This is a genomic window from Pseudomonas sp. H3_A02, assembly GCF_054671965.1.
This window is the reverse complement of record NZ_CP162807.1, coordinates 3,423,128-3,448,437: the sequence shown is the minus strand read 5'-3', so window position 1 is coordinate 3,448,437 and position 25,310 is coordinate 3,423,128. Positions and strand designations below refer to the sequence as shown.

Genomic DNA, 25,310 nt, shown 5'->3' with positions numbered 1-25,310 from the left:
ATTTTTATCTCGGGTAGGATCGCTGCATTCGTAAAAAATATAAAACAGAGGTTCCAGAATGACGAACACATCCTACCCAGCGTCCTATTACGCCGCATCGGCCAACCCGGTTCCGGCGCGCCCGGCTCTGCAGGACGATGTCGAGACTGATGTGTGCGTGATCGGGGCCGGTTACACCGGGCTGTCTTCTGCGCTGTTTTTGCTGGAGAACGGTTTCAAGGTCACCGTGCTGGAGGCAGCTAAGGTCGGCTTTGGGGCTTCGGGTCGCAACGGTGGGCAGATCGTTAACAGTTATAGCCGCGACATTGATGTAATCGAACGCAGTGTCGGTCCTCAGCAGGCGCAGTTGCTGGGCAACATGGCGTTCGAGGGCGGGCGGATTATTCGCGAGCGGGTGGCGAAGTATCAGATTCAGTGCGACTTGAAGGACGGCGGTGTATTCGCTGCCCTCACCACTAAACAGATGGGCCACCTGGAGTCGCAGAAGCGTTTATGGGAGCGTTTCGGGCATACCCAGCTGGAGTTGCTGGATCAGCGGCGTATTCGCGAAGTGGTGGCTTGTGATGAGTATGTGGGCGGCATGCTCGATATGAGTGGCGGGCATATTCATCCGCTCAACCTCGCGCTGGGCGAAGCGGCGGCGGTGGAGTCCCTGGGTGGGGTGATCTATGAGCAATCGCCGGCGGTGCGCATCGAGCGTGGCGCCAGCCCGGTTGTGCATACGCCGCAGGGCAAGGTCAGGGCCAAGTTCATTATCGTGGCCGGCAATGCCTACTTGGGCAATCTGGTGCCGGAGCTGGCGGCCAAGTCCATGCCTTGTGGCACCCAGGTGATCGCCACCGAGCCGTTGGGCGATGAGTTGGCTCGCAGCCTGTTGCCTCAGGATTATTGCGTCGAGGACTGCAATTACTTGCTCGATTACTACCGGCTGACGGGGGACAAGCGGCTGATCTTCGGCGGTGGCGTGGTGTATGGCGCAAGGGATCCGGCGAACATTGAGGCGATCATTCGGCCGAAGATGCTCAAGGCCTTCCCGCAGCTCAAGGATGTGAAGATCGATTACGCCTGGACCGGAAACTTCCTGCTGACACTGTCGCGTCTTCCGCAGGTCGGGCGGCTGGGGGATAACATTTATTATTCCCAGGGCTGCAGCGGCCATGGCGTGACGTATACGCACCTGGCGGGCAAGGTCCTGGCCGAGGCGCTTCGCGGTCAGGCTGAGCGTTTTGATGCGTTTGCAGACCTGCCGCACTACCCCTTCCCTGGCGGTCAGTTGCTGCGTACACCGTTTGCGGCGATGGGGGCTTGGTATTACGGGCTGCGGGATAGACTCGGGTTCTAAGATGGCATTGGCCACCCGCGGTTGGTTGCGCATTACCGATCTTCCGCGGGTATGCCACAGACGCAGCAGGGAAATGCTCGAATCCACTATTACAGGCAAGAACTGGGTCCTGCTGCCGTCGGGGGAGTACTCCTCTCGATTCCTGATAACACTTAACGTGCGAGGGGAAAAAGTGAGTCTCCCTTCGACCAAGTCATCTGCCCAGCCCTGCAAAGCCAAACATGGTGTGCACTTTAGTTGGGCTGAGCCCTCCATCCGACACGGGTTCCGATGGAGGGCAAGGGCTCACCGGGCAAGCCTGGGAACAGGCTTTAGTCGGTTTGCGGCCAGTCCTCATCGGGAATGTCACTGAAATCACCGCCCTGCACGCCATCGATTTCGTACTGTGTCAGATAGTCGCCGAGCAGGTCGCCGAAGTGGTCTTGCTGAGTCTGCCGTTTGCCCTCTGCAATAAGGCCCGGGAGCAACAGGGCAACCGCGCCGACGCCCGCCGCCACGGTGCCTAGGACTCCAGCCAGCGGGGCCATCGCCGCCCTGACTGCCAGATGGCCAAAAAGGCCTGCGCCGCCCTCAATCGCGGATGCCAGGCCTGACAATGACGCCAGTGCGCCTGAAGTGATGCTGATACCACCACTGACGGGGTCGCCCTTGCGAATCGACTGAACGCCATCAAAGATTCCGTACGCACCCGCAACCATGCCGGCCAAACCGCCGATACCCTTGGCACCGCTTTCAAATTTGTCGGCGATGCTGGTGAGAGATTTTATGGGGTCGTCGAAAAAGGCTTTGATGTTGGGATCAAGATCAGCGTTGCCTATGTTTTTCAGATAGCTTTTCAGGTTCTTGGCACCACCCTCGGTGAGCAGGGTCGTCGTCATGACCGATCCAGTGGTGATGTCTATGATGTTTCGTTCGGTCAGGTTTGCGCCATTCTGAGCGCCTTTGGCGATCGTAACGCCAGCCATGAAGATGCCGCTAACGCCATGCAGTACGCCTTTGTCGGACAAGTTCTTGAGGTCGGGGTTGAGCCAGGACGACTTCAATTCCGCAAGCGACTTGGTGCCTTGGCGCAGGATGTCCCAATTAGAACGGATGCCCGCGACGATCTGGTCGGCCGTTGCGACGGTGCCATCCGGATTGGTCACCAGTTCCGGATTGGACTGGATAAGCGTCTCGGCCATCGTCCTGACTTTTGCCTCGTCAAGTTCGTCGCCGCCATTGATACCCAAGGCTTGCTTGAGGTCATCGAAGGTGCCGTCTTTCATGGCGTTGTCGCGCCCGATCCTGCTGAAGTTGTCGTTCAACTGCGTGTCGAAACGTGCGGTGACGGTAGGGTCCAGTGCCGCGTTGTAGAGCGCGACCTCCGCGGAGAAGGTGCTGACCGCTTCTTCGAAGGTGCCGGTTTGCATCAGTTCTTCCAGTCGTGTCCCGGAAGCAAGCGAGTGCTCGTAATAATCCTGGAACGCTTGGGCATGCTGAGAGGCGCCGACGCCCTTTTGAATCTCTGCCCGATCATTGATGCCGAGCGCTTCCTGATAAAGCGTTGCACTGGAGAAGTATTCGGCCAGCACCGCCTGTTGGTCAGTGCTGCCGTCTTTCGTATGCTTGTCCCATAGCGCATCAAGAGCTGCACCGGACTTGATGTCTTCGTAGTTTTTTTGCACCGAGTCCTTTAACCCAGGTACTGCCTCAAATAGATTGGCCATCTGCGTCGAGGTGGTTTCATTAAGAAACTTGACCACCTCGGGATCACTTTGTAGCTGGTCAATGTGGCTATTGACATCGGCAAGCAGCTTGTTGGGATCTGGATGGCTGCGCACAGCGTTGGCGATGGAAACCTTACCGTAATCATCACTCCACAGACCGGCAGCCGCACCGTCGATGATCAACTGTCGCGCCTTGAGCAGATCCTGTAACACCGCAGCCCGCTGTTCGGCGGAATAGTTGCCAGGGTTTTCGAAGACGTCCTTACCCAGGTCACCGGTATCAATGCCGGAGACCCCGCTGGCATTCGCTATCTGGTTGATGAACAGCAGAGCATCCCCAGCGGTCTTGGGGCTGGCGCTCTTCAGCCAGTTCTGGATGTCGCGCTTGTCGAGCTTCCCATCGGGTTTGCTCTCCAATGGTTTCCCACTGGTTTCAAGCGTTTCGAACGCACCCGCCTGCGACCAAAAAGTCAGGGCTTGCTTCAAGTCATCACTGATGTTCGGGTTTTCATCCAGGTATTTCTGCAGGGCCTCACGCGTCAGGTGTTTACCGCTATCGGTCCGCTCGCTGATCTCGTCGAAGTTCTCCAGCAGCAGCGCCGAATGTTTCGCAAGCTCCAGGGAGGTTGCATCAGCATTCGGGGAGGCTTTCAGAAAGTCGTTATAGGCGCCGATATCTTCGGCTTTAGAGGCAACAGGTCGTAGCCATGCATTCAGGTCGTTGCTGCTGATTTTGCCGTCGGCCTTGTTGTTGTGTGCCTTGGTATCAAGCAGGTCAAAAAATCCTTTGTTATCGAGCAGGAACTGCGCCGCCTCGCGATCTTCCGCGCTTCGATTTTCATCGGCCGCGTACTTCCTCAAATCCTTGTCACTGACAATGCTGTCGGAGGCGTTCCAGTCGTCCCATCGATCACGGATCGTATCGATGACCTCACTGTTCTGCTCGTAGAACTTGCTCTGGTAGCCTTCCTGTTTCCAGACCAATTGGTTGTAGAGGTCGGGCGTCACATCCTTCGAGACATTGATCTTTTCGCCGTTGATCGTCAGGCGGATAAAGCCAGTGTGTTCATCCGGGGGCAAGATTTCTGCGCTCGCCAGTGCTTCTGCTGATAGAAGCGCGCCATCTGCGCACAACAAAAAGCCTTCGTCGTTGCCCTTTTGCAACGCATCAACCTTGGCGAAGTAATCAGGCGTCGCCTCTTTGCTGATGGTGAATTCATTGCCCTCCTTGTCCCGAGCCGAGTATGCCGTCACCTCGCCATCTGTCCACCATCCCATGAAAATCTCGAGATCCTGGAGCGGCACGGTTTCGTCGTCGCGCAGCGTGCGTCCATAAGGCGGCTTCAGCGCTTCAGCTATGGTGCCGCCCGCTTCTCGCAACGCCTGGAGCACCTTGTCAGGCAGGGACGGCGAAGCCTCTTTGTCTGCCGCACCGCGTGGGTCAGGCGTTTTATCGCTGACTTGCTTGCGGGCCGCGCCAAGAATTTTCTCGAAGCGCTGACCCGCTTCAGAATCAGGGAATTGGGTATCTGTGGGGCGTGCATTGCTGTCGATTCGCAAGGGGACATCCTCCTGATCATGGCACCGATAGCGCTAGGGGAATCAACTATTACCGTTGAACGTTACAGGGGGATGTACCCAGGCAGACAACTGGCCCTACAACCCCTATAAAGCAGCGCTGCTCTCCATTTCATGACACTTGCCTCGTTGTACCGCACCACCCGGCAGCCACTCTTAAATCAACCGCGCGGCCACCAGGATATCCGCCACAGCCTGGAAGGTATTATCCGGCACAGGGTCCCCCGGTACTGCTCGTCGGGCGATGTCCTTGGCCAGGACGGTATCAAGGCTATGGGCGATCCCCAGGCCCCTGGCCTGCACGAGCATCTGCGCCGCCTCTTCGAGTTCGGCCTTGCACACCACCACCGGCACCGGGGTTTCACCGCGTACGTAACGTATACCCACCACCCAACCAGGGTCGGAGCCGACCATCAACGATGCACGCCCCACGCCCAGCTTGGTGGCCAGGGCTTGCATTTCCCGACGTTGGCGCTGGCGTTCCTGCTTGATCAGCGGATCGCCGTCACTGTCCTTGCGCTCACGCTTCTGTTCGCTGCGGGTCATTTTCATGTCACGGCCGAACAGCCAGCGTTGCATCATCACGTCTGCCGCCCCGACCAGCAGAAAGGCAGCTAGCACGGTGAACACCAGAGGCTTGAGGACCAGGTAGAAGGTTGATTCGATGCAACCGGCGCCGCAGCGCGAGGACTCCATCAGCGCCTGCAAGGCTCCGCGCCCGATCACGTAGAACGCCAGCCCCAGCAGTACGACCTTGATCACGCCTTTGAGGAATTCGACGAAACTGCGCATCGAAAAAATGCGCTTGAAGCCGTCGATCGGATTGATACGTTTGATGTCCGGTTTGAGGGGTTCGACCGAGAACACCACGCCGCGCATGCTGATGATGTTGGTCAGGATCACCGCCCCCACCGTCACGGCCACCACCGGCAGGGTGAGGTTGATCAGCAACTGCCCCGCGATGTCCAGCACCCGTGGCCAGACGGTGTGAAAAGGTTCGATGTAGATCAGCGCGATCAGGTCCAGCAACGCGGTGATCTGTGCCTGGGCCTTGGGCACCATGATCGAGATGCAGAGCGTGCAAAACAGGATGACCATGCCCGAGACCAGGTCCTGACTCTTGGACACCTGGCCTTTCTTGCGCGCCTCGCTGAGCTTCTTGCTGGTGGCCGGCTGTGATTTCTCTTCGCTGCTATCGCTCATGGACGCTTCGCCCGAAACAGGGAAGTCATACCGAATCGGCCAGCGTCTTCAGGAGCTCCACCGTACCGCGGAATTCGCCGAGTTGCTCGATCATCACCGGAATCAGGAAGCTGATGTAGACCACCATCAACACAGTGAAGAACAGATTTTTCACCGGCAGCGACAGATCGAAAATGTGCAGGTTGGGCGCCATGCGCGACAAGTAGGCGAGCATCAGGTCCGTGACCAGCATGCAGATGATCAGCGGCCCGACCATGATGACGCCGATGCGGGTCACCTGGTCGAGAATCTGCAGCACCGCCATCAACGCCGAGCTGGCAAACAACGGTGTGAACTCGGTCACCGGCCATAACAGATAGCTGTGGTAATAGCCGTCGACCATCATGATGAAGCCGCTGGACATGAAGAACAGGGCGATCAACATCACCGTCAGCAAGGTGGCCATGACACTGGACTCTGCCGACGACAAGGGATCGACCAACTGGGCCATGGTCGAGCCGCGTTGCAGATCGACCAACTCGCCGGCGACTTCCGCCGCCCAGAACGGAATGCCGAACAGCAGCCCGATGAGGATACCGATCAGAAATTCCTTGATCAGTAGGCCGGCCAAGAAAAACCCACCATGCTCTGGCAGTGCCGTGAAAGCGCCATACACCGGAACAAACATGGGGATGGAAATGGATACCGCGACACAGCTGCGGATCATGCCGGTCAGGCCCAGGCGGTTGAAGGCTGGGGTGATCACCACCACGCCCATGGCGCGGCTGGCAGACAGCGCCGCCGAGCTGATGACCGGGTAGGCGACTTCGATGAACTGGTTGGCAAGCTCGGTATTCATGCCATTCAGCGCGTCCACAACGGGAAGTTGTCGAGCACCTGGTTACCCAGCTCAAGCACCTGGCTGGCCAGCAGCGGCCCCACGAACACGATCGTCAGCAGCACTGCCACCAGCTTGACCGCCTGCGGCAGGGTCTGGTCCTGGATCTGGGTCAGTGCCTGCAGCAACCCCACTCCCAGACCGACGATGATCGCAACAGCCAGTGCCGGGGCGGACAACAGCAGCACCGTCATCAGCGCCTGATTCATCAACGAAAGAAATACATCCTGGCCCATCAGGTACCCCCGTAGCTAAGAATCAAGCCATGCATCAAGCGCGACCAGCCGCTCAAGGCGACGAACAGAAAGAGCTTCAGCGGTATGGAAATCAGCGTAGGTGAGACCATGGACATGCCCATGGCCATCAATACGTTCGCCACCAGCAAGTCCACCACCAGAAAGGGGACGTACAGCAGGAAACCGATTTCGAAAGCACGGGTCAGCTCGGAGCTGACGAACGCCGGCACCAGTACCACCAAGTCATCATCGCGCAGATCGGCCCGGGCTTCAGGGGACCAGATGGTCTCCGTGGCCTGGATGAAAAAACCACGCTCGCTTTCGTTGGCGAAGCGCGAAAGGTGCGCCTGCAATGGCGGCCTCAGTGCATCACCGAACGCGGTCAACTGCTCGATGCTCTCGATGTTGAGATCGCGGCCCTGCACCTGCCGGTACATGTCGCCCAGCAACGGCGTAGTGACATAGACCGACAGGATTAGGGCGATGCCGTACAGCACCATGTTGGGCGGCGTCTGTTGCACGCCCAGAGCGTTGCGAATCAGAAACAGCACCACGGAGATTTTCATGAAACCGGTCAGGGTCACCACTGCCAGCGGGATAAGACCGATGGTGGCGACGACAACAATGATTTCAATCAGGTTTGGCTGGTAGCCGTTCATGACGCGGCGATGCTCAACACACGCACGCCCAGGCCTGGACCGATCCTGACCAATTGCCCCAGGCCGACGCGACGCCCGTTGATCATCAGGTCGACGTTGTCCTGGCGTTGCTCGGTGAACGACAGCAGGCTGCCCTCCCCCAGTTCGCGCAGTTGCGCCAGGGTCAACTCGACGCTGCCGGCCTGGCAAACCATTTTCAGTGGCAGTTCGTCCAGGCGCGAATCCAGATTTCGCCCGTCAGGGGTTTCACTCATGGAGGGTGCTTCGTTCACGGAAAATTCCTTGGAAAAATTGATGATCATCGGTGTTTCAAGCAGCGTCAGCCTGGTGCCGTCCTGGCGGGCCCGGGTGTGCAGACGATGGGCCACCACCAGCCGCACTTGGCCCATGGGCCAAGGGTCGAGCATCACCACGTCGCCCGGGTTGAGGCTGCGCAGCTCGCCGACGCTCAGCTCGGCTTCGCCGGCCTCGACCACCAGCCACAGGCGCAGGTCTGTCAGCGCATGGGGAGCCGGCGGCGCATACCGACCGAGCCACTGCGCGACCCGCTCGCCAGCGTTAGCGCTCAAGTGCAGCGCAACGGGCATGGACGAGCCATCGAGCTGGACTTGAGTGGCCAGGCGCAACGGGCAAGGTTGCGCGGCCAGGGCGGCGTGAGCCGGGTCTGCGTGGTCAATGAAACGCATCGATTGCCCGGTCAGGCGCTCCAACGGTTCGATCAGGCTCAGCAGGGCCAGCTCCAGCAGCATCGCGCCAGGCAAGGTTTGAAAGTCCAGGGCGACGGGCATACCCAGGGCGTGCAGTGCCTGCGCTGGCAGGTGCAGCCTGATGGCCGACGCGTCGCCCTCCTCGCCCAGCCCCAGCAACAGCTCAACCGCCGTGACGTCAGCTTCGGCAACGCAACCCCAGCGCACAGCAATGGCCTGACCTGCACATTCGCCCTTCCAGGTTTCGCGGCTACGATGCAGGCGGTTGTGCAGGTCCACCCATTGGGGATCGACAGGCGCCAATGACTCGGCAAAAGGTGTCCAGAGTGGGGGTTGGTGACAGCTCACGCACGGCCTCCGAGGGCAGCGCGAGGAATTTCGTCGGCTTCCAACCGGTGTTCGTCGATAAGGCGCTCGACACGCTCGCGGCCTTCGAGCAAGGTGTCGCAGGCCTGCGCCTGGCGCTGTCGAGCCACATGGGCAACCCGGAACACTTCGCGCTGATGCTCGTGGATTTCCAAGGTGCGCGCCACTTCACTGATGCTCACTTCCAGCTGTCGCTGTCCGCCCTCGTACAGCGCCTCCAGGTGCTCCTGGGCCATACGCCAGTCACTGATCGACATGCCTTCGCTGATCGAGCCGTAGATACGCTCAGCTTCACGGGCCAGGGTCTCACGGTGCAGGCGCAGTTTTTCCTTGGCGTCATCCAGTGCCACGTTGGTTTCCCGGCAGCGTCGCTGCTGAGCGACCAGTTGGCTGGACGCACGTTGCTCACGCAATTGGCGCAACGCTTGAAGGCTGCGCATGTCACTGGTTTTCATAAGACCTCCATGGTTATCAAGCCATCACCCTGCGCATGTGTCGCAGGGTTTCATCGGGGCTGCTTGGCTCGTTGGCTCCTTGGCGCAAGAACGCCTCAATGGCCTCATGCCGCTCAATCGCCTCGTCGGCCAGTGGGTCGCTCCCGGCGGCGTATTCGCCGACCCGGATCAGCATTTCGATCTCGTTGCGCCGCGCCATCAGCTCGCGCATGCGCATGGCCAGGTGGCGTTGCTCGTCGTCACACACCTGGTCCATCAACCGGCTACGGCTTTGCAGCACATCCACCGCCGGGAAAAAGTTGCGTTGCGCCAGTTCGGCGCTGAGCACGATGTGCCCATCGAGGATCGAGCGGGTTTCTTCGGCCACCGGGTCCATCGAGGCATCGCCTTCGGTGAGCACGGTATACAACCCGGTGATGCTGCCGGTCTCGCCGGGGCCGGCGCGTTCAAGCAAGCGCGGCAAGGCGGAGAAAAAGGAGGGTGGGTAGCCGCGTCGGGTCGGCGGCTCGCCCACCGCCAGGCCGATTTCCCGCTGGGCCCGGGCAAAGCGGGTCAGGCTGTCCATCAACAGCAGTACGTTGCGGCCCTGGTCGCGGTGGTATTCGGCCAGTGCCGTGGCAACAAAGGCGGCGCGTACCCGCTCGGCGGCCGGACGGTCGGAGGTGGCGACCACGGCAACGGTACGCGCCCGGGCCTCGGCGCCCAACTGCACATCCAGCAGTTCGCGCACTTCACGGCCGCGCTCACCAATCAGGGCGATCACGATGACATCGGCATTGGTATTGCGCACGATGCTCGCCAGCAGTGACGACTTGCCCACCCCCGGCTCACCGAAAATACCCATGCGCTGGCCCTGGGCCAAGGTCAGCAGGCCGTCGATGCTGCGCACCCCCAAGGACATCGGATGGGCGATCAGTTGGCGACTGAACGGCGCTGGGGGTTCGGCATGCAAGGGGTAGCGTTGCAACACGCCCAGCGGCGGGCTGCCATCGAGAAATTCGCCCATGGGGCTGATCACTCGGCCCAGCTGCGCATCGCCGACGCTCACCCCCAGGGTCTCGCCGGTGGCGATGATTTCGGTGCGAGTCGACAGGCCGTCCATCGAGCCGATGGGCGAAAGGATCGCTTCGTCATCTTCAAAGCCAATGACTTCGGCAGCCAGGCTGCGGCCGCTGCCGGGTTCGCGCAACTGGCACAGTTCACCGATGTGCACACCGGCGACGCTGGCGCGCAGCAGCACCCCACGGATGCTGCGGATGGTGCCCTTCATGGGACGCGGTCGGGCATTGGTCAGACGCTCGGCCAGGCGCGGCAGCAGGTCGTGGGGGATAGTAGTCACGGCTGTGCCTCGTCGGCGTACGGCAGCAGGTTACGGCGCAGGTTGAGCAACTGGGCTTCAAGCCCCAGCTCGACCGAACCCACCGGACTGCTCAGCCGTGCCTGACCGCCTTGCAATCGATCGTCTGGCTCCACGGCAATCGCCGGCAAGCCATCCTCTTGCAGTTTGAGCTGCTGACGCACCGCTTCGGCGTCCTGGCGGGAGACGAACAGGGTCAGGGCCTGGTCCTGGCGGAACGCCCCCAATGCCTTGCGGGCGCAGCGCATCACGCGCTCGGCATCGTCCATGTCATCGAGTATTTCGCGCACAATGCCCAACGCCAGATCGGCCAGGGACGTTTCCAGCCCGGCCAGCCAGGCATCGATCCTCAACGACGTTTCGCCCAGCAGTGCGCTGACCTGTTCGGCCCCCTCCCGGCGTCCGCTTTCAAAGCCTTCGGCGTGGGCTTGTTGCAACCACTGCTCACTGTCTTGCCTGATGGCCTCAGCCTCGTCACGGGCGGCCTGCAGGAAGGCGTAGCCGTCTATCCACAGGTCTGCCTGTTCGGCACGCAGAATACGGGCGGCAGGACGGGTCGGAAGCGCTCTCATCGGGTCCCCTGCTCGTCAAGCTGTTGAAGGTTCGAGGCGGCGCTGCGCACGATGGCCTGGGCATTGGCTGCCGACGTGGAGCCTATCGGTGCGCTCTCATCCGGCAGCTCGGCAAACCGCAGGCGCAGCCAGGACTGAAGTGGCACTGGCTGGGCGCTCAGCCAAACGGCGATGCAGCGGCCGCCATCATGGTCGATGGCTTCAAGCAGTTCAGCCGGCTGGCGCAGCAAATCGGCGCCGCCGCCCAGGGCCCGGTTTGCCAGGGCCAGGGCAAACACGTCACTGCCCAGCGAATCGCGCAACTGGTTGACCACATCGCCACGGATCTCGCGGCTCAGAGTGGTGCTATGCACAATCGCGCCACACAGACGCGGCAGGCGCTTGAAGGCCTCGGGAGACAGCGTCAGCACCGGCAGATCGTCCACATCGGGCAGCGGCAGGTGACCGGGAGCCTGCAGCGCATGGCGGCTGAGCAACAGGCGTATCAATCGCGCCTGGAAGCGCGGCTGTTGGCGCAATGCACTCAGCTGCGCACTGCCGAGGTCGTCGGGGAAGCACGCCGCAAGAGGCGGCGTGCCGACGAAATCCAGCGGCTGTTCGATCAAGTTGTGCCACTGCTGCAACGCGTCGGCACTCATTTCACGCCCTCCAGCTCATACAAGGCACGGGAGGCGCGTCGTTGCCAGTGCTGCCAGCCCAACACACCGACCATCGACAGCGCGACCAGCAGCAGAACGCCGAACAGCATCCAGGCACGGGGCAGGTTGTCTTCAAGCATCCATATGCCCAGGAAGCTGGCCAGGCGCGGCTGTGCGTTGGCCTGACCGCTGCCGGTGGTGGCCTTGATTACCGTGACCGACACCCCTTCGTAGCTCAAGCCGGAGATGCCGTTGGCCACCAGGGTCTTGATCTGCGGGATCAGGGCGTTGATGTCGGTATTGGGGTCGTAGCGCACCAGCACTGAAGCCGACGACGGGGAAATCACCCGTTTGAGCAGGTCATTGTCGGGTAGCACCACATGTACCCGGGCGGAGACCACACCGTCGATCAGCGAGACGCTGTGCGAGAGCTCTTCACTGAGCGCATAGACCATCTGGGCCCTTTCTTGCACGGGAGAGGACACCAGGCCACCACTTTTGAACACGGCGCCCATGTTGGAAAAGGTCTGGCCCGGCAAGCCGGCTTCGTCGAGCAGGCTCATGGCCTCGGCAAAGCGTTTTTCGTCCACCACCAAGGTGAGTTGGCCGTTTTCCTGGACCTTGCGCGAGGCCGGCACACCTTCGCGCAGCAGCACCGCGACCATGGCATTGGCCTCGCGCTCGCTGAGGTTGGTGTACAGGTCGATATCGCAGCCCTGCAGCATGCTGGCAAAGGCAAGGACAATCATCAGACGCACGGCATGGCAACGGCGGGACATGGCTTTATTGACCTTTCAAGAGCGTGTTGGCTGCGCCGGAAATCTGCGTCGCGCCACGAACGACCATCTGAGTTTCAATGGAGTAATCGAACATGCGGCCCAGCGATTGGACGATCTGGTCGACCTGCTGATCGCCGACCTTTTTTCCCGACTCGCCCGCCGCGCCCTCAGGAAGTGACGCGATCTGTTGCGTACCGGAGGGCGCCACAGCGTTGCCAGCCGTCGGCCCGTTGGTCAGCGCATCGGCACGCTTGGCGAAGTTTTGCGAACGGTCGATGAAGCCATTCAGGCGCTCCATCAAGCCTTCGCCGATCTGGTGCGGACTGGCGCCGGCAGGCATGCCCTTGGCACTGTTTGTCATGTGTTCGAACAAGTTCTGGGAGGCCTGCAAATCGACCTGCCCTCCTGACGGCGGCAGCGCCGCCGTGGCTGTTGTTCCGAGACTTACCGTCATGGCGTGGGCCTATTCGTCATCGTCCGACTGGGCTTCGTTCAGGATTTCCTGGGCACGAGGCATGATGATGAACTGGCCACCAATCGTGACGGCCTGGGTGATCAGGGCCTCGGTGAGTTCTCCATCGCTCAGCTCGCTCTTGGCGTTGTCCACCGCTGCGTTGAACTGCGCTTCGGAGTTGGCAGTGACAGCGGAATTTTCGCTGATGGGGGTGACTGACATGGTGGTTCTCCTTGACGGGGTTGATGGAAGATCGATCGGTTAATGGAGCCTACAGGCGAGTGCTTTCACTCTTGTGTCACCGCACCGCCCCTGAACACACGCACGCCGCGCTCGCGAGTCGTCGCCATCGGCGTCGGGGTCGACGTAAGCGGTTGGTCGAAGTGCTGCTCGATCATGGCCAGCCAGGCCGGCGGCCCGGAAACGAGCAACTCATCGCCATCGGGTCCGGTGCGCACCGACATATGCGTGCCGTAGACATCCCGGCTGGTGACGTAATCCTGCAACTGCTCCAACTCCCGGCCCTGGGCCTTGAAGCGTCGCGTATCGGTTTCGGAGTCGGCGGAGAGGTAAAGCACATTGCCGTCGAAGTACCACGTCAGGCCGTTGAAGTCGCACAGCGCCGTCAGGAAATCGCCGGCGGACTCGGCACGTATCCGGCTGCGCGATTTGCCGCGTACCTTGTCCGACATGACGACGCTCAGGTCCATATTTCGGCCAAACTCTTGCAGCGCGGCGCGCACGTCCTGCTCGACCAGCACATAGGCATAGGGCCGAGCGAACCAGTCCGGCTGCGGGTTGGCATCGTCGACTTGCGTTCGATCGGCGGCCAGCAGGTTAAGCGCGATAAACACCAGCGCCACGCCGATCGCCGCCCGCGAGACCTTACGCATGGAAGCGCTCCCCGCCGCCGGCCTGAGGGCACGCCCCGAACAAAAAACGGGCACTCTTATGGATGATGTCAAGAAGATGACTTAAACGTCGGTCACCCTGTTCCGCCTGAGTGCTCAACACTCCTTGGTTTTGCCCACTGCAAAATTCGCCGAAAGAGCCCTGTTCATGCCAAATCGTTTTGCCTGCACATCGTTGTTGTTTGCCAGCATCACCCTGGCCTCCTGCGCCCACCCACCAGTCTCCGATGGCAGCTACCAGCGCTACATGCAACTGGCCGGCGACCTGCAAAAGCGTGGTGATGTGGGATCCGCCGCCGCGTTGTACGAAAAAGCCACCCAGGAACCGGACGCCCGGATCGAGGCGTGGTTGAAACTGGGTGAGGCGCGCCTGGCCAACGGCGATGCGCGGGCCGCCGAGCTCGCCTACCAGCAAGCGTTGGAACATCAGCCCGACAATGCCGCGGCGTTGCTCGGCGTGGGCACCGCCCAACTGCGTCAGGGCAAACTGGAGCGCGCGGTCACTTCCCTGACCCAGGCCAGCGCGGGCAACCACCCCGAAGCGTTCAATCGCCAGGGTGTGGCGCAAATGCTGCGGGGCAAGCCATCCGCGGCCCAGGTGGCATTCATCCAAAGCCTGGCCCTGGCGCCCACCAACCTGGACACGCAATGCAACCTGGCACTGGCCTACGCGTTGGGCGGCCAGGCGCAACAGGCGCTGCGAACCATCAAGGAAGTTAGCGACTCGCCCCGCGTCCAAGCCAGTCATCAACGCAACGCCCTGCTGGTCATGGTGCTGGCCGGCCGCGAAGAGGACCTCAAGACTCAGAACCTGGAAGACATCACGCCCAAGCAATACACCCGGTTGCTGACCGAGGCCCGACGCATCAAGGCCATTCAGGACCCTGCGATGCAGGCCCGGGAGTTGGGGTTGGTCGGCAGCCGCTGAGCCAAACGCGTTCATTGGCCCGCCTGCTTGTCGGCCTTGGCCTGCTGTTCGGCCAGACGGCGACGCAGCTCCTCACGGTCATAACCTTCGATGTAAACCAGGGCCGCCCGCCCCACCGGCGCGGCCATGGTTGGGCCGGTAGCCCGCCCCTCGATCACATCCGAACGTTGCTCAACCATCTGCAGCAGCGTCCGGTTATTCGCACAACCGGGCGGCAGCAGGCGCACATAGCGCGCTTGATCGGTATAAAAGCTGTCTTCGACCGGTGGCTCAAGGCAAGCCACCGGCGCCCACTCAATGCGACCATCGGCGTGGGTGAACGCCTGGTAGTCCGGTGAATAACTCACCGGTTCAAGCTGGGTCTTGCAGGCGCTCAGCAGCACGAGCGCGCCGAACGTCAGAGCGACCAGAGACAGATGGGACGATGAAGGGTTCATGCTCGCTCCTGGCTCAATTGATGTAGAAACCGAACATGTCGCTGCTGCGCGGCCCACCAGACGCATGGGTCGCGCCCTCGGGCTGGGCATCGAGCGGCGTGGCCACGCTGCGGGTGCGAACCGGTTCCACCAGGTACGGCGTGATCAGAATCACCAGTTCGGTTTCGTTGCGCTGGAAGCGCTTGGAGCGGAACAGATTGCCGAGGATGGGCATCTCGCCCAGCATCGGCACTTTCTCGATGTCCTGGGTGCTCTCGCGCTGAAACAACCCGGCAATGGCGAAAGTCTGGCCACTGCCGACCTCGACGCGGGTATCGGCACGCCGCACGCGGAACGACGGCACCTGGTAGCCGCTCACGTCCACAGTGCTGGAGCCCATCAGGCTGCTGACTTCCGGGCGCACTTGCAGGGCGATGCGACCGTTGGGTAGCAAGGTCGGGTTGAACAGCAGCGAGACACCGAAGGGTTTGTATTCGATCCCTACGGTGTCGCGGTTGACCGGAACCGGCACCGCGACCTCGCCTCCGGCCAGGAAGCTGGCTGTCTGGCCGGTCATGGCGGTGATGTTGGGTTCGGCGAGGATTTCCAGGATGCCGTTACTTTGCAATGCTTCGAGCATCGCATCGATGTTGACATTGCCCGAGGCCAGCCCGGCGCTGACCACATTGGAGGCACCAGAAGCCGCGCTGGAGGCCAGGGCTCCGCCCGTCAACAGACCAAAGGAAAAGGTACCGTTGTCGAACAGGGCATTCCAATTCACGCCGTAGCGCAACAACTCCGACCGCGAGACTTCGGCGAAGCGCACCCGCAGGTTCACCTGGGCCGAGCCCGCGTAAGAGGCGGTGTTGAGGGCCGAGCCCAAGCCTTGGCCGTCGCTGGTGAGCAGGCTGTTGAGGTCGGTGGCTTCATCGACACTCTGGACCACGCCCTTGGCCAACATACGATTGCCGGCAGCGGTCACCTGGACATTGCTTGCGGGGTGCAGGTCTTTCAGGGACCGCGTCACGGCCTGGGTGCCGCTATTGATCGCCAGACTCAGGCTGGCCAGTTCCTCACCCTCGGCGCCCAAGGCAATCAGGTTGGTTTGTCCGGGCGCCTTGCCGAACACGTAGATCACGCCAGGCGAAACCACCCGCAGGTCAGCGATACCAGGCTCTGCGACCAGCACCGACTCGACCGGATCCTGGAAACGCAGGATCCGCCCTTCGCCCTGGGCAAGGTCCAGCGTGACCTGGCTGCCCGGGGCGATGGACTCTGCGCTGGCCAGCTGCGGCAGCAGCATGGATGACGCGGCAGCGATCCAGAAGCCGACGCAGACAGGGACGCGAAACAGCGTAAAACACATCATCAAGCAGTCGCCATTGAAGTAAGGGAAGCGTCGTCGGCTGTCCGGCGGCCGGTCGTTTCGGTCAGGCTGATGGAACCGATGGCCTGCAGGTTGTATTCGCCGGCCAGCTCGCGAAATGACAACACCGCCAGCTCCAGCTCGCCCCGCACCACCAGTCGACGCAGGCTGCGACGCAACTCGGGATGCACCAGCAGGACAGTGCGATCACCCTCGGCCAAGTCCTTGCAAACGGCACGTAACTGGATCAGCAATGAACGGCTGGCATGTTCGTTGAGCAACTCGCGCGGGTTGTCGGCACGGCGCAGGTAAGCACGCAGTTGTTCCTCCACCGCGGGGGTCAGCACGAAGGCCGTGATGACCCGGTTGCGATCGGCGTACTGATGGCTGATCTGCCGCGCCAGACTGGCGCGCAAGTGGTCGGCCAGGCGCGCCGCATCCGGCTCGCGGGCGCCCCACTCGACCATGGCTTCGAGCAAGGCGCGCTGGTTGCGAATCGACACACCCTCGGCGATCAACAAGCGCAGGGTTTCAGCCAAACGCTGCAAGGGCACGTTGCGCGAGACTTCCTTGACCAACTCGTCATAGCTGGCTTCCATGCGCTCCAGAATCCTGCGGGTTTCCTGAATGCCCAGAAAGGTCGCGGCATTGCGACGCAGGTTGCGTTCGAGGATGGCCCGCAGGACTTCAGCGGCGCTGAGAAAACCGATACCGGCCTGCTCAAGCAGCGGCTGGTGAGTGCGCTCGATCCATTGCGCCGGGCGACTGTGCAACGGCGACGGCGCCTCCAACGCATGAATGTCCAACAGTTGGACGTGCACCAGATCGTCCTTGAGCATCAGGCAATCAACCGGTATCTCGCCCTCGCTGATGGGCACGCCTTCGAGTTCGACCGAAAAGCCGTTGGCAGGCAGGCTGCGGTCGATGTAGATGTCCGGCACCGGCACCTCGATACCCAGGTCGCCGCGAATCTCATGGCACAAGGCTTCGATGCGTTGGCGCAACGGCAGTTCGGGCGCAGCCTGGGCCAACGCCAGGCCGATACTCAGCAGCACGCGGCTGTGTAGTGGCTTAGCCAGGGTTGCGTACTGTTCGAGCGGTTCGTCTTCGGGCGTCGCGACTTCGCTGACGCCTTCGACCACCTCTTCCCGGAGCGCTTCGTCGCGGCGATAGATCATGAACGCCGCAACGCCCAGCAACGCCGACAGCCCGATGAATACGATGGCCGGAAAGCCCGGCAACAGCGCCACGCCCAGCAGGATAAACGCGGTCAAGCCCAACGCCTGGGGGCTGTATCCCAACTGGTGGAAGATCTCGTTGCCCAGGTTGCCTTCGGTCGTGCCACTGTTGACCCGGGTGACCACCATACCGGCCGCGACCGAGATCAACAGCGCCGGGATTTGCGCGATCAGGCCGTCACCGACGGTCAGCAACGAGTAGGTGTGCGCCGCATCGGCAAACGACATATTGCGCTCGACCATGCCGATCATCATGCCACCCAGCAGGTTGACCGCCAGGATGACCAGGCTGGCAATCGCATCGCCCTTGACGAATTTCATGGCGCCATCCATCGCACCGAACATCTGGCTTTCACGCTCCAGACGCGAGCGGCGTCGGCGGGCTTCATGCTGATCGATGTCACCGTTGCGCAAGTCATTGTCGATGCTCATCTGCTTGCCTGGCATCGCATCCAGGGTGAAACGTGCCGCGACCTCGGCCACGCGCTCGGCACCTTTGGTGATCACCACGAACTGGGCCACGGTGATGATCAAAAACACCACCAGACCGACCACGACCTGGCCGGCGATGACGAAATCGCCGAACGCCTTGACGATGTGACCGGCGTTGCCATCGAGCAGGATCAGTCGCGTGGTGGTGATCGACAGGGACAGGCGAAACAGGGTGCTTAGCAGAATCAGCGGCGGCAGCGCCGAGAACTCCACCGAGTGCTTGATGTAAAAGGCGACGATGAGGATCAGGATGCTCAGCGAGATGTTCAGGCCGATGAGTGTATCCACCAGCCAAGTGGGTAGCGGAATAATCATCATCACGATGGCCATCAGCATGAAGGCGACGACAATCACGTCGCTGCGCTGGGCGGCCATGCGGGCCAAGGCGTTGAGGCGGTCGAGGAACATCATTGCGCGGCCCTGCGGGCGGTAAGATATCGTTTGAAGCACTGGCGCGCCTCATCCTTGCGCCCACCGCTCCACAGCGCACGACTGCGCAACAGCAACAGGCCGCTGGACTCGCCTTCCAGTTCGAGCAGGCGGTCCAGCGCCGACAGGGCACGCTCGGCCTGGCCGCTGTCGGTAAAGGCCATGACCAGATTGCGCAGCAGCGCGGTGTCGGCGGGCGTCATCTGGACGGCGATCAACAGCAGCACCAAGGCACGCTGCGACTGGCCACTGCGGCGATACAGCTCGCCCATGCCCTTGAGCAGATCGACGCAGTCTTGCTCCTGGCGATTCATGACTCGACCACCTGGGCACGTTGTTCTTCGAGCAAGCGACGCAGGTCGATTTCTTCGCTGATGAGCTCATGGGCCAACGCTTTGATTTCGGGCTCGGCATCGAGGATGGGGATCACATTGGCCAAGACGTATTCGAGAATCTCCATTGAGCGGCGACTGCCGAACAACTCTGCGGTCATGCCCTCGACGACGCCCGACTGCTCAATGTCGGCCCGCAGCGAACGACGCGCCGACACCGCGCGCTTGCCCAGCACTGCATCGAAGCGTCCATCTTGGCGCGCCTTGGCCGGCTGGAGGCTTTCTACCGCGGGGGTTCTTTCGGCGGTTGCCGGTAAGGGAGCACCAGGGTCGATTCTCATAAGGTCAACGTGAACCTTTCTTCACCGCGGGCGAGAACCACCTCATGGTTCTCGATGCGTTCGAGCATCCAGTTATCGCTCAGGGCGGCCCCTGGATACAGGCGCTCACCGTTGTCGTTGATCACGTACGGGTTATCGCCGAACCACACCGCCTGAAAACGTACGCGGGGCTTGGCGATTTCGTGACGTGCCACCACATCGGGGAGCAACAGGACCTTCTGGCCAAAGCGGCTATCGAAGGCTTGTTGCAGGCCCAGCCACTGGCTCTTCTGGGTTGGACCGTAAAAACCATGGGCACTGAGTTGGCCATCGACCTCGCCGACCTTGATGTGGTGAAGGCCCAACGCGCCAAGCTGCTGTTCGAGCCAAGCCTTGGCCTGCGCGACAGTCTTCGTCGATTCAGGGTGCACGGTCGGCAGAGCGACCTTGGCGGCGGTGCTCAACGCCAACGGCGCAACCGATTCATCCCGAAAAGCAAAAGCGCCCACGCACAGGAACATCAGCAGCAGCGCGATGAACCACCGCGTCCTACGCTGTGGGGGCGATGTGACCGCAGCCGCTATCGGCTCCACGCTCGCGGCGCCGTGACTGAGGGTCAGGCGGGCCTCGCCGATGCGGATGTCCACAGGCAGGTGCGCTCGATGCCCCTTGCCTGCGGGAATTAGAATTTCCCGGGCGCGGCGACCACGCACGAACACATCGCCGCCAATGGCCTCAACGGCCACCTGGCCTTCGGTGAAACGTAGCGCCACGTGACGCTCGGCAATGCCTGCGTCGCTGAGCAATAGATCAGCATTGGCGGCGCTGCCCAGCATGTAGACGGGCTTGTCCAGGGACAGGCAAACCCCCTGATGTAGACCGTGGGTGATACCCAGCACTGGCAGAGCTTTACCCGTGGCAGCGACGACTGGAGCCGTGGCGAAGAAAGTCAGGGCTGTCATGGTGTATTACCGGAATGAGGCGTGCGGACAGACACCTGTGAGGCACAAGTAAGCTGTCGTTTTTCAAGATCTAGCACCGCAACCAACAAGCATGCAGGCAGCCGTCGGGCCGCCTGCATGACGGCATCAGTTCTGAGGCCGTTGTTTGGTAGCGTCGAGCTCAGCTTTCTTGGCCGTGGACAGCTCGGTGATCTTGGCCGATTTCTCGATCGCCATGTTGAAGGTGGCTTCCATCTTAGCGATAGCCGAGTCAGCGTTGCCGGAACTTACTGGGGGAGTCGTGCTCATGCTGTTTCTCCTAACATAAGAATATTTGAGCCGCCAAGCGGCCAACTAATGTTGCCAAGCGAAGAGTAAGGGCCAAACATTACAGTTCAACGTCTAACACTTGTTTTAATCCCAGGCCCACCACTGCCTTGGTCGGATGAAAAACAAGAACCACATCACACTTGGGTAATATTTTGCTTGCAGAGAAAATTCAAATCACCGCATGCAGGGCTGGAGCACGCCCCTGCATTAATGAGACGGGACTGCGTCAGCGCCCTAGTAAGTACGTCACCTGACACTTCTGGCGAACAGATACTTACAGGCCTAGGGGCAGACGATATAAACAGCGTGGCCACTGAATAAAATACATCTACAGAGCTTTTTCCAAATAAAAGCCACTCGATTAGCAACTTCGCCTTGATGGCCAGTTGCAATCAACTTCACATAACTTCAGTACGCTTCATATCCTGGACAACCCCCCAGTTTCTTACAGGCACTCGCCAGCACGCTGGTGGCCCGGGCAATGCCTTGAGGCAATTGCCCGGGGTCGTCCACCCATCATGCTGCAGCAGCGACCGACTGAGCCGGCGTCAGGAAGCGATGGTGCTATCTTCGCCCGGCCACTCCTCGTAAGGGATATCCCAGATATCGCCTTGCGGCACGCCGTCGATTTCGTACTGAGTCAGGTAATCGCTCAAGGCATCCGCGAATTTGCCCACCCGCGTCTCCTGCTTGCCTTCCTCGATCAAGCCCGGCACGAGCAGCGCCAGCGCGGCCACACCCGCCGCCGCGAAGCCCAAGCCACCCGCTATCATCGAGATTCGCGAAGCGGCAATCGCCGAAACGCTCATCGCGCTGGCGCCCACCTCAGCCACCGAAGCCAAACCAGCCATGATCCCCAACGAACCGGCCGTGATATTCATGCCACCGGAGACCGTATCGCCTTTCCTGAGCGCCTTGACACCATCGAAGATGCCGTAGGCACCGGCTGTGATAGCGGCAATGCCACCGATCCCCTTGGCCGCGTTTTCCATGCCCTTGAGGTTGGCGGTCACGCTTTTGAGCGGATCGTCCATCTTCTTGCCCAGGTCGCCGAGCCGATCACCTGTCAGCTTACCTTTCACATCCTTGAGGTATTCCTGATAGTTTTTCAGCCCCCCTTCAGCCAGGAGCGTGGCGGCCTGCACTGAGCCGGTGGCGATGTCGACGATTTGCCGCTCGGTCAGCTTACCGGCGTTGTTGGCACCTTTGGCGATAGTCACGCCGGCCATGAACAGCCCACTCACACCGTGCAGGACACCTTTGCTGGCAGCGCCCTTGATCGAGGAATCCTTGCTGAAGACATCCAGCGCATCCAGGGTCTTGGTGCCCTGGCGAAGCAGGTCCCAGTCCCCCCTGAAATTAGTCAGGATCTGGTCTGGCGTGGCGACGGTGCCGTCGGCATTGACCAGCATCTGCGGGTTTTCCTTGCTGATCTGCTCGATGATTTTCTTGACCTTCTCCTCGTCCAGCTCACTCCCACCATTGACGCCGAAGGCCGCCTTCATGTCGTCGAAGGACGCATCCTTGAAGGCATTTTCCTTGGCGATCCTGGTGAAGTTCTCGTTGAGCTGTGTGTCGAACTTGCCGGTGAACTCAGGGTCCAGCGCCGAGTTGTACAGCGCGACTTCAAGGCTGAAGGCACTCATGGCTTCGTCAGGGGTATGGTCCTTGAGCAGCTCATTCAGGCGATCGCCTGAAGCCAGCGACTTCTCGTAAAAGCTTTCCAACTCGGCATTCGCCTTGGAGCCTTTGACGGCGGCCTGGATCTCACCGGCATTATTGATGCCCAACGCGCCCTGGAGGGTCTGTGCCGTACCAAAGAACTCGGCAAGAATTTCCGTGTGGGTCGTCTTGCCATCCTTGGACTTGGCCTCCCACAGTGCATCAAGTGACTTGCCAGACTTGATTTGGTCATCGTAGGTTTTTCGCAGGGACTCCTTGAGCCCCTTGTTACCGTCCACCAGCTTGGTCAGCTCACTGGAGCCATGCTCGCCCATGTACTGGCTGACAGCAGGATCACTTTCCAAGAGACCAATGTGCTTGTTGACATCGTCCAGCAGCTTCTGGGCATCGGGATGGCTGCGCACCTTGTTGGCAATCGTGACCTGCGACTTGTCATCCCTCCACATCCCGGCGGCGCTGCCCTGGATAATCAACTGCTGGGCGGCCTTGAGATCCTGCAGAACAGCGGCCTTTTCCTCTGCCGAATATTTCTCCGGATGATCAAACACGTCCTTGTTCAAGCCTGCGGTATCGACCCTGGCCAAGGCATTGTTGCCGGCGATCCCCGAAAGCAGCGCGGTCACGGAGGTCGCATCCTTGGGCACGTTGGCACTCTTGAGCCAACTCTGGACATCCCCCCTGCTCAGTTCGCCATCAGGATTCTTGTCCAGTGGGTTCTTGGCGTTGTCGATAACCTTGAACGCACCTGGCTGAGACCAGAAATCCAGTGCCTGCCTGGTCTCCTCGCTCAGCTGTGAATTCTGGTTCCTGTACTCCTTGATATCCTCGGCAGTCAGGTACTTGCCCGCACCGGTCTTGCCCTTGATGGCCTCAAAGTTTTCATCGAGGATCGCTGCATACTTGGCGATCTGCTGCGACGCCGGATCGGCATCCTTGTTGGTCTTGAGGTAATCCTTGTAGCTGGCAATATCATCGGTTTTCTTGAGTTCCGGCAGGCTCGAAAAGCCTTCCTTGCCGAAATCCTGCAGTCGACCCGCCTCAGTGCCGTGCTTGGCTTCGCCGCTCTTGGTGAAACCGTCCACGCTGCAGTTGAACACATCACCACCGGACTGGGCATTGCCCTTGTCATCGAACATCGTGATGCGATCCAAGACCTGCGCAGCCCGGTAGGCGGCGTCGGCGTCGTTCTCGTAATCGCCGACCTGGTCCTTGAGCATGTCCTTGACGCCACTCTGGTTGCCCAGGTTCTTGAGCAGCGGGTTGTCTTCAATGATGTCTTGGGCTGAGCGCTTATCCTCTTCCGGACGCTTCCAGACGATGCCAACCTTTTCGGCCTGCTCGCGGGCTTCCTTGTTGTCGCCAGCCGACGACGAATCCTTGATTTCACCTTTGAGGGCAGAAAACCCCATCTTGCCGAAGTCCTGCAGGCGGCCGGCTTCGGTGCCATGCTTCGCTTCGCCGCTCTTGGTGAAACCATCGACACGACCGTTGCCTACGTCCTTGCCGGCAATCTTGCCCCCCTCGCCATTGAGGGTCTCGATGTGCTCGAGCACCTGGGTCGCCCGATAGGCCGCGTCGGGATCATTTTCAAAATCGCCGACCTGCTCCTTGAGCATGTCCCTGACACCGCTCTGATTGCCGAGGTTCTTGAGCAAGGCATTGCCATCGATGATGTCCTGCGCGGAGCGATCATCCCCTTCAGGGCGCTCCCACTTGATCCCCAAGGCCTCGGCCTGCTCGCGTACCTTGGGATCATCGCCAGGCTTGGATAGATCCTTGAGCTCGCCTTTGAGGTGCGAGAACCCTTGTCGACCAAAATCCTGCAGGCGACCCGCCTCGGTGCCGTGCTTGGCATCGCCGCCCTTTGTGAAGCCGTCGACCCGGCCGTTATCGATGTCTTTGCTGGCAATCCGCTCACCGCCCTCATCATATTTTTCCACGTGCTCAAGCACCTGCTTGGCGCGGTAGGCCGCATCGGGGTCAGTCTCGAAATCGCCGACACGATCCTTGAGGTTATCCTTCACATCGCTCTGGTTACCCAGGTTCTTGAGCACTGGCGTGTCATTGATGATGTCCTGGGCCGAGCGGTCGTCGCCTTCCGGCCGCTCCCATTCAATGCCCGCATCCTTGGCCTGCTTGATCGCCTGGTCCCAGGCTTCGGCAAGTTTCGGGTCTTGCGGCCTAGAAGTTATGCCTACAAAACTGACATCTTGAACGGACATGAAAAACTCCTTTTTCTGGGGCACGGATAAGTGCAAGGTGCGAGCCCGCAAAGGCGCAACACCTGCGACACATCAGCCGGCGTAAATACGCATGCTCAAAGTGCCATTAAGTTGATATTAATCGGATGATAAATCTGCGTAGCGGCAGGATCATGAAAGGAGTATCACGGAGAGTGTTACAGCAAAAAAAACGATCACATTAAGTTTACATGACGCTTTTACTGTAGCGCCAAAATGATACCAATAAGCCATCGCCGCGTATCAGTATCTTAAGAATTGCCTCGCCCCTCTAATGGAGAAGAGCGACTACAACGGCCCCACCAAGAAAAAGTTAATCTCATAGGCTGTGTTGAACTTATAAAAGTTTTCCTCGCTCCCCTCACCACGCCAAACACACTTTCGCCAATAACGTTCCTGTTCCTGGCGATGTAATATTCATATGGCGACTATTTCGTAATTTTCGAAAGGGCTGGCTGGTAGTGGGATTCGCCTTGTATTCAGGTAGAGCGAATACTCTATCAATCTAGTTGAGTGCTCCTCCTCCCCGCCAGTGTTGCCTGGCGTTGATAAGGACCGGAAATGCCAAGAAGGGGAATACCGCCCAGCGGTAGACGCACCAATACGAAATTGATGTGCAAGAAATCGTAAAAAGGCTGTGCCAGCGGTGTACTTGAAAACCGCGGTTGAAGATAGATTTCAGGGAATTCAGAAACGAAAAAAGCGGCTCAAGGCCGCTATTTCCGTAGCTTCAAGGCGTTCAGTGGGCCTCGAAG

Annotated in this window: 24 protein-coding genes; 2 read left to right on the top strand and 22 right to left on the bottom strand. The window is 60.4% G+C overall.

Annotation, left to right across the window (positions count from 1 at the left end; genetic code table 11):
* Positions 1-58 precede the first annotated feature (58 nt).
* Entirely contained in the window at positions 59-1,342 is a 1,284-nt protein-coding gene (locus AB4N80_RS15260; protein WP_122566010.1) for an NAD(P)/FAD-dependent oxidoreductase, read from the top strand.
* Positions 1,343-1,653: 311 nt separating this feature from the next.
* On the opposite strand, the gene AB4N80_RS15255 is transcribed toward AB4N80_RS15260, so the two are convergent.
* The 14 genes from AB4N80_RS15255 to AB4N80_RS15190 all read right to left on the bottom strand — a co-directional run bounded on the left by AB4N80_RS15255 (position 1,654) and on the right by AB4N80_RS15190 (position 13,822).
* Positions 1,654-4,608 (bottom strand): type III effector HrpK domain-containing protein, encoded by a 2,955-nt coding sequence (locus AB4N80_RS15255; RefSeq protein WP_460082804.1) that lies wholly within the window; start codon positions 4,606-4,608, stop codon positions 1,654-1,656.
* 174 nt (positions 4,609-4,782) lie between these two features.
* Complete coding sequence (locus AB4N80_RS15250) at positions 4,783-5,829, bottom strand: EscU/YscU/HrcU family type III secretion system export apparatus switch protein (RefSeq protein ID WP_122566012.1); 1,047 nt, start codon at positions 5,827-5,829, stop codon at positions 4,783-4,785.
* A gap of 25 nt (positions 5,830-5,854) precedes the next feature.
* Positions 5,855-6,667 (bottom strand): type III secretion system export apparatus subunit SctT, encoded by an 813-nt coding sequence (sctT, locus tag AB4N80_RS15245; protein WP_122566046.1) that lies wholly within the window; start codon positions 6,665-6,667, stop codon positions 5,855-5,857.
* Between the two features lie 5 nt (positions 6,668-6,672).
* A complete protein-coding gene (sctS, locus tag AB4N80_RS15240) occupies positions 6,673-6,942 on the bottom strand; it encodes a type III secretion system export apparatus subunit SctS (protein ID WP_122566013.1) in 270 nt (89 codons plus the stop codon).
* Positions 6,942-7,601 carry a type III secretion system export apparatus subunit SctR gene (sctR, locus tag AB4N80_RS15235; protein WP_047229694.1) on the bottom strand — a complete coding sequence of 220 codons (660 nt, stop codon included), beginning with the start codon at positions 7,599-7,601 and terminating at the stop codon, positions 6,942-6,944. The genes sctS and sctR overlap by 1 nt, the downstream gene beginning before the upstream one ends.
* Positions 7,598-8,656: a type III secretion system cytoplasmic ring protein SctQ gene (sctQ, locus tag AB4N80_RS15230; protein ID WP_460082800.1), complete on the bottom strand. Its 1,059-nt coding sequence runs from the start codon at positions 8,654-8,656 to the stop codon at positions 7,598-7,600. The genes sctR and sctQ overlap by 4 nt, the downstream gene beginning before the upstream one ends.
* The gene (locus AB4N80_RS15225; protein WP_305490822.1) at positions 8,653-9,129 is read right to left on the bottom strand and encodes a hypothetical protein; all 477 of its coding nucleotides are present in this window, start codon (positions 9,127-9,129) and stop codon (positions 8,653-8,655) included. Before AB4N80_RS15225 ends, sctQ begins: the two co-directional genes overlap by 4 nt.
* Before the next feature lie 16 nt (positions 9,130-9,145).
* Positions 9,146-10,399, bottom strand: coding sequence for a FliI/YscN family ATPase (locus tag AB4N80_RS15220; protein WP_240998441.1), 1,254 nt, complete (start codon positions 10,397-10,399; stop codon positions 9,146-9,148).
* A gap of 65 nt (positions 10,400-10,464) precedes the next feature.
* Entirely contained in the window at positions 10,465-11,058 is a 594-nt protein-coding gene (gene sctL, locus AB4N80_RS15215) for a type III secretion system stator protein SctL (protein WP_122566017.1), read from the bottom strand.
* Positions 11,055-11,696: a type III secretion protein gene (locus AB4N80_RS15210; RefSeq protein ID WP_122566018.1), complete on the bottom strand. Its 642-nt coding sequence runs from the start codon at positions 11,694-11,696 to the stop codon at positions 11,055-11,057. The genes sctL and AB4N80_RS15210 overlap by 4 nt, the downstream gene beginning before the upstream one ends.
* The gene (sctJ, locus tag AB4N80_RS15205) at positions 11,693-12,475 is read right to left on the bottom strand and encodes a type III secretion system inner membrane ring lipoprotein SctJ (protein ID WP_122566019.1); all 783 of its coding nucleotides are present in this window, start codon (positions 12,473-12,475) and stop codon (positions 11,693-11,695) included. The genes AB4N80_RS15210 and sctJ overlap by 4 nt, the downstream gene beginning before the upstream one ends.
* A gap of 4 nt (positions 12,476-12,479) precedes the next feature.
* A complete protein-coding gene (locus tag AB4N80_RS15200; protein ID WP_122566020.1) occupies positions 12,480-12,929 on the bottom strand; it encodes a hypothetical protein in 450 nt (149 codons plus the stop codon).
* Positions 12,930-12,938: 9 nt separating this feature from the next.
* A complete protein-coding gene (locus AB4N80_RS15195; RefSeq protein ID WP_122566021.1) occupies positions 12,939-13,151 on the bottom strand; it encodes a hypothetical protein in 213 nt (70 codons plus the stop codon).
* Between the two features lie 65 nt (positions 13,152-13,216).
* Complete coding sequence (locus AB4N80_RS15190) at positions 13,217-13,822, bottom strand: type III secretion protein (protein WP_122566022.1); 606 nt, start codon at positions 13,820-13,822, stop codon at positions 13,217-13,219.
* A 166-nt stretch (positions 13,823-13,988) separates the two neighbouring features.
* Between AB4N80_RS15190 and AB4N80_RS15185 the strand changes: the two genes are divergently transcribed.
* Positions 13,989-14,768, top strand: coding sequence for a tetratricopeptide repeat protein (locus AB4N80_RS15185; protein ID WP_305467702.1), 780 nt, complete (start codon positions 13,989-13,991; stop codon positions 14,766-14,768).
* Between the two features lie 11 nt (positions 14,769-14,779).
* Here the strand turns inward: AB4N80_RS15185 and AB4N80_RS15180 are convergent, their stop codons facing one another.
* From AB4N80_RS15180 to AB4N80_RS15145, 8 genes are all read right to left on the bottom strand, one after another.
* On the bottom strand, positions 14,780-15,205 hold the full coding sequence (locus tag AB4N80_RS15180) for a hypothetical protein (RefSeq protein ID WP_122566024.1): 426 nt from the start codon (positions 15,203-15,205) through the stop codon (positions 14,780-14,782).
* Between the two features lie 13 nt (positions 15,206-15,218).
* Positions 15,219-16,487, bottom strand: a complete 1,269-nt coding sequence (locus AB4N80_RS15175) for a type II and III secretion system protein family protein (RefSeq protein ID WP_240998438.1) — start codon at positions 16,485-16,487, stop codon at positions 15,219-15,221.
* Between the two features lie 65 nt (positions 16,488-16,552).
* Complete coding sequence (gene sctV / locus AB4N80_RS15170; RefSeq protein WP_460082790.1) at positions 16,553-18,691, bottom strand: type III secretion system export apparatus subunit SctV; 2,139 nt, start codon at positions 18,689-18,691, stop codon at positions 16,553-16,555.
* Positions 18,688-19,023, bottom strand: coding sequence for a type III secretion apparatus assembly chaperone SctY (gene sctY / locus AB4N80_RS15165; protein WP_047229706.1), 336 nt, complete (start codon positions 19,021-19,023; stop codon positions 18,688-18,690). The genes sctV and sctY overlap by 4 nt, the downstream gene beginning before the upstream one ends.
* Complete coding sequence (locus tag AB4N80_RS15160; RefSeq protein ID WP_163006720.1) at positions 19,020-19,382, bottom strand: hypothetical protein; 363 nt, start codon at positions 19,380-19,382, stop codon at positions 19,020-19,022. Before AB4N80_RS15160 ends, sctY begins: the two co-directional genes overlap by 4 nt.
* On the bottom strand, positions 19,379-20,323 hold the full coding sequence (locus tag AB4N80_RS15155) for a SctD/MshK family protein (protein WP_122566028.1): 945 nt from the start codon (positions 20,321-20,323) through the stop codon (positions 19,379-19,381). The genes AB4N80_RS15160 and AB4N80_RS15155 overlap by 4 nt, the downstream gene beginning before the upstream one ends.
* 126 nt (positions 20,324-20,449) lie before the next feature.
* Positions 20,450-20,611 carry a hypothetical protein gene (locus AB4N80_RS15150; protein ID WP_163006721.1) on the bottom strand — a complete coding sequence of 54 codons (162 nt, stop codon included), beginning with the start codon at positions 20,609-20,611 and terminating at the stop codon, positions 20,450-20,452.
* A 569-nt stretch (positions 20,612-21,180) separates the two neighbouring features.
* Complete coding sequence (locus tag AB4N80_RS15145) at positions 21,181-24,537, bottom strand: type III effector HrpK domain-containing protein (RefSeq protein WP_460082785.1); 3,357 nt, start codon at positions 24,535-24,537, stop codon at positions 21,181-21,183.
* Between the last annotated feature and the right edge of the window lie 773 nt (positions 24,538-25,310).

Bases quoted from the DNA above. Each gene is read 5' to 3' on its own strand.
- sctV (WP_460082790.1), bottom strand. From the start codon at position 18,691: ATGATGTTCCTCGACCGCCTCAACGCCTTGGCCCGCATGGCCGCCCAG.
- sctS (WP_122566013.1), bottom strand. From the start codon at position 6,942: ATGGGCCAGGATGTATTTCTTTCGTTGATGAATCAGGCGCTGATGACG.
- sctT (WP_122566046.1), bottom strand. From the start codon at position 6,667: ATGAATACCGAGCTTGCCAACCAGTTCATCGAAGTCGCCTACCCGGTC.
- AB4N80_RS15210 (WP_122566018.1), bottom strand. From the start codon at position 11,696: ATGAGTGCCGACGCGTTGCAGCAGTGGCACAACTTGATCGAACAGCCG.
- AB4N80_RS15225 (WP_305490822.1), bottom strand. From the start codon at position 9,129: ATGAAAACCAGTGACATGCGCAGCCTTCAAGCGTTGCGCCAATTGCGT.
- sctJ (WP_122566019.1), bottom strand. From the start codon at position 12,475: ATGTCCCGCCGTTGCCATGCCGTGCGTCTGATGATTGTCCTTGCCTTT.
- AB4N80_RS15160 (WP_163006720.1), bottom strand. From the start codon at position 19,382: ATGAGAATCGACCCTGGTGCTCCCTTACCGGCAACCGCCGAAAGAACC.
- AB4N80_RS15195 (WP_122566021.1), bottom strand. From the start codon at position 13,151: ATGTCAGTCACCCCCATCAGCGAAAATTCCGCTGTCACTGCCAACTCC.
- AB4N80_RS15145 (WP_460082785.1), bottom strand. From the start codon at position 24,537: ATGTCCGTTCAAGATGTCAGTTTTGTAGGCATAACTTCTAGGCCGCAA.
- sctY (WP_047229706.1), bottom strand. From the start codon at position 19,023: ATGAATCGCCAGGAGCAAGACTGCGTCGATCTGCTCAAGGGCATGGGC.
- AB4N80_RS15180 (WP_122566024.1), bottom strand. From the start codon at position 15,205: ATGAACCCTTCATCGTCCCATCTGTCTCTGGTCGCTCTGACGTTCGGC.
- AB4N80_RS15175 (WP_240998438.1), bottom strand. From the start codon at position 16,487: ATGCTGCTGCCGCAGCTGGCCAGCGCAGAGTCCATCGCCCCGGGCAGC.
- sctL (WP_122566017.1), bottom strand. From the start codon at position 11,058: ATGAGAGCGCTTCCGACCCGTCCTGCCGCCCGTATTCTGCGTGCCGAA.
- AB4N80_RS15220 (WP_240998441.1), bottom strand. From the start codon at position 10,399: ATGAAGGGCACCATCCGCAGCATCCGTGGGGTGCTGCTGCGCGCCAGC.
- AB4N80_RS15250 (WP_122566012.1), bottom strand. From the start codon at position 5,829: ATGAGCGATAGCAGCGAAGAGAAATCACAGCCGGCCACCAGCAAGAAG.
- AB4N80_RS15260 (WP_122566010.1), top strand. From the start codon at position 59: ATGACGAACACATCCTACCCAGCGTCCTATTACGCCGCATCGGCCAAC.
- AB4N80_RS15200 (WP_122566020.1), bottom strand. From the start codon at position 12,929: ATGACGGTAAGTCTCGGAACAACAGCCACGGCGGCGCTGCCGCCGTCA.
- AB4N80_RS15185 (WP_305467702.1), top strand. From the start codon at position 13,989: ATGCCAAATCGTTTTGCCTGCACATCGTTGTTGTTTGCCAGCATCACC.
- sctR (WP_047229694.1), bottom strand. From the start codon at position 7,601: ATGAACGGCTACCAGCCAAACCTGATTGAAATCATTGTTGTCGTCGCC.
- AB4N80_RS15150 (WP_163006721.1), bottom strand. From the start codon at position 20,611: ATGAGCACGACTCCCCCAGTAAGTTCCGGCAACGCTGACTCGGCTATC.
- AB4N80_RS15155 (WP_122566028.1), bottom strand. From the start codon at position 20,323: ATGACAGCCCTGACTTTCTTCGCCACGGCTCCAGTCGTCGCTGCCACG.
- AB4N80_RS15190 (WP_122566022.1), bottom strand. From the start codon at position 13,822: ATGCGTAAGGTCTCGCGGGCGGCGATCGGCGTGGCGCTGGTGTTTATC.